Genomic DNA, 9,278 nt, shown 5'->3' with positions numbered 1-9,278 from the left:
GGCGACCTCGACGTGGCAGCCGTGCTGAAGCGCCGCGACTCGTTCACCAGCTCCTGGTCCGACGAGGGCCAGGTGAGCTGGCTCGAGGGCATCGGCATCGACCTCGCGCGCGGCCACGGCCGCATCTCCGGGCCGCGACGCGTCACGGTCACCGCGCCCGACGGATCCACGACCGAGCACGAGGCGACGCACGCCGTCGCCGTGAGCACCGGCACCGCGGCGCTCCTCCCCGACATCCCCGGTCTCGCCGAGGCCCAGCCCTGGACGAGCCGGGAGGCCACCAGCGCGGAGATCGTGCCGATCTCGATCGTCGTCATCGGCGGCGGCGTGGTCGCGGCCGAGATGGCCACCGCGTACGCGTCGCTCGGCAGCGCCGTCACGATCGTCGCGCGCAGCGGCCTGCTCGGCGGGCAGGAGCCGTTCGCGGGCGAGCTCGTCGCCGACAGCCTCAAGGAGATGGGCGTCGACGTGCGCCTCGGCGCCTCCCCCTCCCGCGTGACGCGCGACGGCGACGAGGTCACCGTGGAGCTGTCCGACGGATCCGCCGTCACGGCCGCCGAGGTGCTCGTCGCCACCGGCCGCACCCCGCGCACCGACGACCTCGGCCTCGACACCGTGGGCCTCGAGCCCGGCGCCTACCTCGACGTGGACGACACGATGCTCGTCACGGGCGACGTGAACGCGGAGACGCCGTGGCTGTACGCGGTCGGCGACGTCAACCACCGCGCGCTCCTCACCCACCAGGGCAAGTACCAGGCGCGGGCAGCCGGCGACGTCATCGCCGCGCGCGCCACCGGCGGCACCGTGGACGACTCGCCCTGGGGCGTGCACGTCGCGACGGCCGACCACCGCGCCGTCCCGCAGGTCACGTTCACCGACCCGGAGGTCGCGAGCGTGGGCCTCACCGCGAAGGCGGCAGAGGACGCGCGTCTCCGCACGCGCGTCGTCGACTACGACCTCGGATCCATCGCCGGCTCGAGCCTGCACGCGGACGGCTACACGGGCCAGGCGCGCATGGTGGTCGACGAGGACCGCGGCGTGATCGTCGGCGCCACCTTCGTGGGCCCCGATGTCGCCGAGCTCCTGCACTCCGCGACCATCGCCGTCGTGGGCGAGGTGCCGCTCACGCGCCTCTGGCACGCGGTGCCGTCGTACCCGACCATCAGCGAGGTGTGGCTGCGCCTGCTCGAGACGTACGGGCGGCCGACCGCGTGATCCGGGCCGGGCTCGGCGCCGTCGCGGGCGCGGTCCGCGGCGTCCTGCTGGACTCGCCGCTCTCGCGCGCGGGCAGCGGCGTCGCCACCGTCGTCGGGCTCGCGATCGGCCTGCCGCTCAGCACGGGCGAGGTGCGCCGGCAGGGCGACCTCATCGTCCTCACCGGGCTGCCGGCTTGGGTCTTCGGGCGCGGCGGCACGTGCGTCGGCCGCGTCTACCTCACGCGCGACAACGCCGGCCCCGCGGTGCTCGAGCACGAGGCCGTGCACGTCGTCCAGTGGCGGCGGTACGGCCTGCTGATGCCGCTGCTCTACTGGTGGGCGGGGCGGGATCCGCTGCGCAACCGGTTCGAGATCGAGGCCGGCCTCGAGAAGGGCGGCTACCGGTGACCGGACCGCTCGACGGCCGCACCGTCGTCATCACGGGCGCGAGCTCCGGCATCGGCCGCATCGCCGCGCGGGAGCTGCACGAGCGCGGCGCCGACGTGGTCGTGGTCGGGCGCGACCCGGAGCGCACGCGCGGCCTCGCCGCCGAGCTGGGCGCGCGGCACGTCCTCGCCGACATGGACCGCCTCGACGAGGTGCGCGCGCTGGCGGCGACGCTGCTCGGGACGTGCCCGCGGATCCACGTGCTCGCCCTCAACGCCGGCAGCCTGGTGCCGCGCCGCGCCATGACGGTCGACGGACACGAGACCACGTTCCAGCGCAACGTCCTCGCCCCGTACCTCCTCACGCGCCTGCTGCTGCCGCGGCTCGAGGAGACGCAGGACGCGCTCCGCGCCGAGGAGAGCCCGGTGCGCGTCATCGGCACCGCGAGCCGCGCGAACCTGTGGGGCCGCGTGCGCCTCGACGACCTCGACTGGCGGAAGCGCCCGTGGCTGGGCGGCTGGCAGGCCTACGGCACGTCCAAGGCGATGATGATCCTGATGATGCGCACGCTCGCCGAGCGCGTCGGCCCGCGGGGCATCCAGGCGTGCTCGTTCCACCCCGGGCTCGTGCGCACGTCGTTCGGATCCGACAGCACCGTGATGAAGGCCGTGCTCGCGCTCTCGATGGGCGCGTACGGCATCTCGGCCGAGGCGGGCGCCGTGCCCCTCGTGCAGCTCGCGTCGGTACCCGACATCGCGGCGCCGAACGGCACCTACTTCGACCAGCTCACGCCCGACGGGAGGACGACCGCGCAGGCCGCCGACCGGCAGCTCGGGCGCGACCTGTGGGCGGCGCTGGACCTCGCGGCGGGCACGGGCGGATCCGTCCGGCGCTGAGCCCTGCGCGAGCGGCCGCGAGCGGCGGACCCGCGTCAGCGCGTCGCGAGCAGGTGCAGCAGGTCGTCGTGGCCGCCGACGTGGCCGCCGAGCAGCACGCTGACCTCGGTGACCGGGTGCTCGTCGGAGATCGGCGCGGCGAACACCATCATCTCGCTGGCCCACGCGCCGACAGCTCGGGCGACCGCGGTCATGGGCTCGGCGGGTGCGCCGTCGGCTCCGCGGCCCTCGCGGGCGATGACGGTGACGACCATGCGCGGCGGGTGCGCGAGCGCGACCTCGACGGACGCGTCCGGCACCTCGACGAAGACGCTGCCGCGCGTGCACAGCGGCAGCGCGTCGAGCGCGGCCTGCGTCTGGGCGAGGCCGGTCTCGTCGGTGACGAGCAACACCTGGCGCTTCACGGCGTTGCGCGTGCGCGAGCGGGTCGCTCCGGCCATGGTCAGGATCCCTCGGCCGCGCCGGCGCGCCAGTAGCCCATGAACGCGACCTGGCGGCGGTCGATCCCGGTGTCGCGCACGAGGAAGCGGCGCATGGCCTTGATGCAGCCGGACTCCCCCGCGAGCCACGCGTAGAGCGTCGAGCCCTCGTGGACGACGGGCGCGTCCCAGACGATGCCCTCCGCGTCGTCCTCCGCGAGCGGCTGCGCGGCGTCGGCGAGCGCGACCTCGGGGGTCGGGATGGCGCCGACCTTCACATGGCAGTCGACCCAGTGGCGCACGGCCTCCTCGAGGCGAGATCCGTTCGGGCGACCGTCGCGCGGCAGCCAGGTGAGGTTCACGCCCTTCGGCACGCGGACGTCGAGGCGGTCGCCCGTGACGGGCACCTCGATGAACGCGCAGCCGACCGCGTCGTCCGGGAGGGAGGACAGGATGTTGCAGATGGCGGGCGCGGCCGTCTCGTCACCCGCGAGGAGCAGCGAGCGGGCAGCGCCCGGGTGCCACTCGATGCCGAGGCCGCGGGCGGGGCTGAGGGCGTCGGGGCCGATGATCACCATCTCGTCGCCGGGCTGCGCTGATCCGGCCCAGCGGGACGCGGGGCCCATGTCGCCGTGCAGCGCGAAGTCCACGTCGACCTCGCCGAGCTCGCGGCGGACGGCGCGGGAGGTGTAGGTGCGGAGCGGGTTGCGCTCGGCGTCGGGCAGCGCGCGCCACCAGGCGAACCAGTCGTCGCCACCGACGCCGGAGAGGTCGGGCAGGCCGTGCTCGGCGACGGGCAGCAGCAGCTTGATGCGCTGGTCGAGGCACTCGTCGCCGAAGTCGCGGAGGTCGTCGCTCTGGAACGTGATCCGGAGGAACGTCGGGCTCAGTCGCTCGATGCGGGCCACGCGCGCCGCGAACGGCCGGTAGGCGGGACGCTCGACCGCGGGTTGCTCCTCGACCACGGCCGAGGCTTCTGCCGTGCTGCTGGCGAGGGTCGCGGTGGAGGTAAGCACAGCCTAAGTATGGCATGCCTTACCTCATGGGTCGAGGTCGGGCGGCGGATCCGGGCACGGATCCACGGGAGGATGTCAGGGTGACCGCCCTCGTCCTCGCCGCCGTGTTCGTCGGGGCCGTGGCGCAGCGGGTCACCGGCCTCGGCTTCGCGCTCGTCGTCTCGCCCGTGCTCGTGATCCTGCTGGGCCCCTTCGACGGCGTGCTCATCGTGAACCTGTGCGGCGCGCTCTCCGCGGCGATCATCCTCGCGGGCGTCCGCCGGCACGTGGAGTGGCGGCGCTACCTGTTCCTCGCCGGACCGGCGCTCGTGGGGATCGTGCCGGGCGCGCTCCTCGCCTCCCTGCTGCCGGACGAGGCGCTCGAGATCGGGATCGGCCTGCTGCTCGTCGCGGCCCTCTCCACCTCGCTCGCGCTCCGCCGCACGGCGCGCGTGATCGACGGGCCGGGCGTCATGGCGGGCTTCGGCTTCGCGTCGGGCGTCATGAACGCGGCCGCCGGGATCGGCGGGCCGAGCCTCAGCGTCTACGCGGTCGTGAGCCGATGGGAGCAGCGCGCGTTCGCGGCCACGCTCCAGCCGTTCTTCGTCACGATCGGGGCCTCGTCGCTCCTCACGAAGCTCGTCATCGCGCCGGAGCGCTGGCCGGACCTGGGGACGGCCGCATGGGTCGGGATCATCGTGGCGATGCTCGCGGGGATCGGCGCCGGCACGCTCCTCGGCCCCCGCATCCCGACGCGCGGTGCCCGCGCGGCCGTCGTGGTGCTCGCGTTCGGCGGCGCGGTCTCGGCGATCGTCAACGGCGTGAGCGGACTCCTCTGATCCTGCCGCTCACCACTGCGGCGGGTGCCGCCGCTGCCAGTGCAGGCGCCGCTCCAGCTGGCGGCCGATCGCGAGGAGCGTCGCCTCTCCGCCCGGCTTCCCGATGAGCTGCACGCCCATCGGCAGGCCGTCGTCGGTGAGGTGCACAGGCAGCGTGATCGCGGGCAGGCCCGTGACGTTCGCGAACGACGTGTAGGGCGTGTACTGCACCTGCTGCGCGAAGTTCCGCTCGCCGTCGTCGGCGTCGTACCAGCCGATCGGCCGCGGCTCCTGCGCGAGGGCCGGCGTGAGCACGGCGTCCACGTGCGCGAACTGCGCGATGACGCTGCGCTCGTAGGCGGCGAGCTGCGCGAGCGCGCGGGCGAGGTCGCGGGCGGTGAGGGATCGGCCGCGCTCGACGAGCCAGCGGGTGAGCGGCTCGAGGAGGTCGAGGTCTGCGCCCTCGGCGGGGATCCCGGCGGCGCCCGCCTGCCAGATGGTGCGGAACGCGGGCGCGTAGGTGGGATCCGGGCGGAGCGCGAGGTCCTCCAGGCCGTGGCCGATGGTCGCCAGCTCGCGGACGGCGACGGCGAGCGCGTCGTCCGCCGACGGATCCCGCACGATCTCGTAGGCGTCGTCCCACGGGGTCGTGGTCATCACGCCGATCTGGAACCGGCCCTCGCCGCGTACGGCCGCGCCCAGCAGGTCGCCGTCGGGATCCTCGGGCGCGCGCAGCGTGAAGGGGTGCGGGATGCGCCCGTTGACCCGGCCGATCATCGCGTCGAGCAGCATGGCCGCGTCCGCGACGCTGCGGGCGAGCGGCCCGGGCACGACGAGGCCGGCGAGCGACTCCTGGCCGGTTCCCGCGGGCACGAGGCCACGCGACGGCTTGAGCCCGACGAGCCCGGTGGCGGCCGCGGGGATGCGCACCGAGCCGCCGCCGTCGGATCCCGGCGCGAACGGCAGCAGGCCGGCGGCGACGGCCACGGCCGCTCCCCCGCTGGATCCGCCGGCGCCGCGCGTCGTGTCCCACGGGGTGCGCGCGGGCGGCGCGACGAGGCTCTCCGTGTACGACGGCAGCCCGAACTCGGGCGCGCTGGTCTTGCCGAGGCTGATGCCGCCCGAATCGTCGAGCGCCTGCGGGATCGCGTCGGTGCGGTCGGAGACGTGGTCGCGGAAGAGGCGCGAGCCGAACGTGGTGCGGACGCCGGCGCGCTCGGACAGGTCCTTGTCGCCGAACGGCAGACCCCACAGCGGCGCGGTGCGCGGCACCTCGCGCTCCACGTGCCGTGCGCGCTCGAGGGCGCGGTCGGCGGTGACGGTCGTGAAGGCGCCGAGACCCGGATCCAGCCGCTCGATGCGCTCGAGGTAGTGGGTCACGAGCTCGGTCGGGGTGACCTCGCCGCGCTGGAGCTGGTCCCACAGGTCTTGGGCGCTGAGGTGGTGGAGTTCGAACACCGTCCCAGCGTAGGCCGGGGGCGCCGCGGGCCGACCGGCGGCGGATGCGCGGACGGGGCGGGCGCCGGTCGTCCGGCACCCGCCCCGTCACGGGGTCCGCTCGCGTCAGCGGCGCGCGGCCGCCGACATCCGGCGGCGGAACGCGACGAGCGCGAGGCCCAGCGCGAACGCGGCGAGCGAGGTGCCGAGCACGGGGCCGGACTCGGATCCGGTCGCCGCGAGCGTCGGCTCCGAGCTCGGCGCGGGCACCACGCCCGTGCCCGACGGGACGACGGATCCGGCGGCCGTGTCGAGCGCGTAGAGCACCGAGGCGCCCGTGCTCGGCAGCAGGAACGCGAGCTGGTGCGATCCCGCGGCGAGGTCGGCCGGGACGGTGAACCGGACGCTCGCGCGGCCCTGCTCGTCGGTCGTGTCGACCACGGCGGCGTCGATCGGCGTGCGCGCGACCTCCTGGCCGTCGATCAGGGTCACGACCTCGGTGTCCTGCACGGGCGCGTTCGAGATGAGCAGCGAGGACAGCTCGTAGGAGCGCTCCTGGCCGGCCGCGGGCGCGGCGCCCGTGGTGTCGACGATCCCGATGGAGCGCGTCGCGGAGTCGGGCTCGACGGGCGTGTACTCGGTGATGTAGTCCACGAATGCGGTGAGGTCGACGCGGCCGGAGTCGCTCTGCTCGGTCGTGTTGCCGAGCTCGGTGAAGTTGTCGCCGCCCTCCGCGAGGAAGCTGTTGGCCACCATCGTGAAGACGCGCGCGGGATCCACCGGCTCGCCCTGGAAGAACACGCCCGTGATCCGCTCGCCGCGCGCGGCCGTCGGGTCGTACGTGTAGGTGAGGTCGCGCGAGAGGCCGAGCTTGAGGAACGGGCGCGACGATCCCTCGGGCTGCCACTGCTGCTCGAGCACGGCCTTGACGCCCGCGCCCGTGATCTTCGCGGTCGTGAGCGTGTTGGCGAACGGCTGCACGATGGCGGCCTCCTTGTAGGTCACCTCGCCCTCGGAGTCGCCCGCGCCCGAGGAAGCGACGTTCAGGTCCTGGCGGATGCCGCCCGGGTTCATGAAGGCGATCTCGGTGCCGAGATCCTCCTGCGTGGCCCACAGCTGCGCGTCGGCCACGAGGTTGCCGATGGTGGACTCGCCGCCGCGGTTCTCCTCGCCGTCGGCCTGGCGGGCCCGCGTGATGTCGCCCGTGATCTCGCCGACCGTGCGGCTGCCGATGACCTCGGCCTTCGCGACCGCGTCGTCGACGATGCGCTGCACCGCGGGATCCGCCGGGAACGCCGGCTCGCCCTCGGCTGTGAGGAGCGGGACGAGCTCGGAGCTGATGGACGTGAGCGCCTTCGTGGCGGGATCCACCGTGAGCGACAGGTGCCCGAGGTTCGTGCCGTAGCTGCCGGTCTGCAGGACGGGCAGCGGGAGGGCCTTCCCCGCGACGGGCAGCTCGTAGTCGTAGCCGAGGTGCGTGTGGCCGGAGACCACGGCGTCGACGTCGGCCTGCACGCCCGTGACGATGCGGCCGAATACCGAGTCGTCGGTGAGCGAGGCCTCGTCGGAGGTGGACGCCCCCTCGTGCACGACGAGGACGACCACGTCGGCCTCGCCGTTCGCCTCGTCGCCGTCGCGGAGCGCGCGGGCGGTCGCCGTGGACGCGTCCACGACGCTGCCGACGTCGAGGGTCGCGAGTCCGGCCGGGCTCACGAGCTCCGGCAGCGCCTCGGTCGTGGCGCCGACGAACGCGACGCGCACGCCGTCGAAGTCCTGCACGTCGTAGGCCGCGTACGCGTGGTCCGTCGTGCCCTTCTCGTAGAGGTTCGCCGAGATGTAGGGGAAGTCGGACGCGGGGACGACCCGGTCGTCGACGTCGTCGCGGCCCTGGTCGAACTCGTGGTTGCCGAGCGTGGAGACGGAGACGCCCATGGCGTTCAGCGCATCCAGCGTCGGCTCGTCGGCTTGCGACAGCGAGGTGAAGGTGCTCGCGCCGATGTTGTCGCCCGCGGAGATCAGCGTGCTGTTCGGGTTCTCGGCCTTCGCCTGCTGGAACGCGCCGGAGATCACGGCGGCACCCGCGGTCGACGAGGTGGTCTCGAGGCGGCCGTGGAAGTCGTTGATCGAGTAGACGTCGATCGCGACGTCACCCTCGGTTGCTGACGCGGGCGCGGCGCCGAGGCCGAGGACCGCGGTGGCGGAGAGGCCCGCCACGAGGGCGAGGGCGCCGGAGCGCGCGGCCCCGGACGGGCGGCGGGTGGGGGCAGGGCGCATGCGGGGACATCCTCGTTCGGGCGGGCGGCGGTGATCAATACCTTACGGAGCTGAGGTTTCCGTGGGGTTAACTCCCGGATCCGCTCCGAGCGCTCCCGCGCCCGGCGGGCCGCGGGTCAGCCGCGCACGAGCCCCGCGAGCTCCGCGCGCGTCGACGCGCCCATCTTCCGCAGCAGGTTCGCGACGTGGAACTTCACCGTGTTCTCGCTGATCCCGAGGGCCGTCGCGATGGCGCGGTTGCGGGATCCGCCGGCGACCAGCGCGAGCACCTCCCGCTCGCGCGCGCTGAGCCCCGCCTCCCCCGCGGCGTCGAGGCCCGCGGCGGGCGCGTCGAGCGGCAGGCGCACGGCGATCTCGGATCCCCAGCCGGGCGTCGCCGTCACGTCGAGCGCGCCGTCGAGCGCGGCGACGCGGTCGGTGAGGCGGCGGAGCGCGTCGAGGTCGGCGGTGGTGGCCCCCGCGCCGTCGTCGCGGATCCCGACGAGCAGGTTGCTGCCGTCGCAGTCCCACTGGATCCGCACGCGCGTCACGTCCGGCTGCTCGACGAGCGCGAGCACGGCGCCCCGCACGATGGCCCGGCCCGCGTGCGCGACCTCGCCGGGGAGCGCACGGCCGTCCACGGGCGGCTCGACGAACTGCACGTCGAGGTCGCGGAAGCGCACGAGCGGGCGGAGGTCGTCGCGCAGCCGGGCGAAGGCGCGCGCGACGGGCTCCTCGCCGAGGGAGCGGTCGCGGTCGCTCGCGGCGCGCAGCTCGACCATGGCGTTGGTGGCGAGGTCGGCGGCGGTCTGGCGGGCGGCCGCGTCGCCCGTGCGGCTCGATCTGAGGACGGCGAGCAGCGACTCGAGGGTGGTGG

Annotated in this window: 9 protein-coding genes; 4 read left to right on the top strand and 5 right to left on the bottom strand. The window is 74.6% G+C overall.

The features are described from left to right. The 3 genes from DZG00_RS08560 to DZG00_RS08550 form a co-directional block, all read left to right on the top strand. On the top strand, positions 1 to 1,215 hold a 1,215-nt coding region (locus DZG00_RS08560), incomplete at its 5' end, for a dihydrolipoyl dehydrogenase family protein (protein ID WP_147359955.1). Further along, the gene (locus tag DZG00_RS08555) at positions 1,212 to 1,604 is read left to right on the top strand and encodes a Fe-S oxidoreductase (RefSeq protein WP_119383057.1); all 393 of its coding nucleotides are present in this window, start codon (positions 1,212 to 1,214) and stop codon (positions 1,602 to 1,604) included. The genes DZG00_RS08560 and DZG00_RS08555, both read left to right, overlap by 4 nt. Continuing rightward, on the top strand, positions 1,601 to 2,479 hold the full coding sequence (locus tag DZG00_RS08550) for an SDR family NAD(P)-dependent oxidoreductase (protein ID WP_119455534.1): 879 nt from the start codon (positions 1,601 to 1,603) through the stop codon (positions 2,477 to 2,479). Before DZG00_RS08555 ends, DZG00_RS08550 begins: the two co-directional genes overlap by 4 nt. 35 nt (positions 2,480 to 2,514) lie before the next feature. On the opposite strand, the gene DZG00_RS08545 is transcribed toward DZG00_RS08550, so the two are convergent. Both DZG00_RS08545 and DZG00_RS08540 read right to left on the bottom strand, forming a co-directional pair. Then, positions 2,515 to 2,919 carry an SIP domain-containing protein gene (locus tag DZG00_RS08545; RefSeq protein ID WP_119455533.1) on the bottom strand — a complete coding sequence of 135 codons (405 nt, stop codon included), beginning with the start codon at positions 2,917 to 2,919 and terminating at the stop codon, positions 2,515 to 2,517. A 2-nt stretch (positions 2,920 to 2,921) separates the two neighbouring features. Next, positions 2,922 to 3,863: a siderophore-interacting protein gene (locus tag DZG00_RS08540; RefSeq protein WP_119382951.1), complete on the bottom strand. Its 942-nt coding sequence runs from the start codon at positions 3,861 to 3,863 to the stop codon at positions 2,922 to 2,924. 131 nt (positions 3,864 to 3,994) lie between these two features. Here DZG00_RS08540 and DZG00_RS08535 point away from each other — a divergent pair, with 131 nt between their 5' ends. Next, positions 3,995 to 4,732: a sulfite exporter TauE/SafE family protein gene (locus tag DZG00_RS08535; protein ID WP_119382952.1), complete on the top strand. Its 738-nt coding sequence runs from the start codon at positions 3,995 to 3,997 to the stop codon at positions 4,730 to 4,732. Positions 4,733 to 4,741: 9 nt separating this feature from the next. On the opposite strand, the gene DZG00_RS08530 is transcribed toward DZG00_RS08535, so the two are convergent. The 3 genes from DZG00_RS08530 to DZG00_RS17315 all read right to left on the bottom strand — a co-directional run. Next, entirely contained in the window at positions 4,742 to 6,169 is a 1,428-nt protein-coding gene (locus tag DZG00_RS08530; RefSeq protein ID WP_119455532.1) for an amidase, read from the bottom strand. 105 nt (positions 6,170 to 6,274) lie between these two features. Then, positions 6,275 to 8,422 carry a bifunctional metallophosphatase/5'-nucleotidase gene (locus DZG00_RS08525; protein WP_119382946.1) on the bottom strand — a complete coding sequence of 716 codons (2,148 nt, stop codon included), beginning with the start codon at positions 8,420 to 8,422 and terminating at the stop codon, positions 6,275 to 6,277. Positions 8,423 to 8,538: 116 nt separating this feature from the next. Further along, a partial coding sequence (locus DZG00_RS17315; RefSeq protein ID WP_233550106.1) for a LuxR C-terminal-related transcriptional regulator occupies positions 8,539 to 9,278 on the bottom strand: 740 nt, incomplete at its 5' end.

The organism is Clavibacter lycopersici (assembly GCF_003576405.1).
GTDB lineage: Bacteria > Actinomycetota > Actinomycetes > Actinomycetales > Microbacteriaceae > Clavibacter > Clavibacter lycopersici.
The sequence above is the reverse complement of the archived record's forward strand: the minus strand, read 5'-3'. Positions and strand labels throughout refer to the sequence as shown.

What these genes read in the sequence shown, in the direction of transcription:
- DZG00_RS08545 (WP_119455533.1), bottom strand. Translation starts at nt 2,919, where the DNA reads ATGGCCGGAGCGACCCGCTCGCGCACGCGCAACGCCGTGAAGCGCCAG.
- DZG00_RS08525 (WP_119382946.1), bottom strand. Translation starts at nt 8,422, where the DNA reads ATGCGCCCTGCCCCCACCCGCCGCCCGTCCGGGGCCGCGCGCTCCGGC.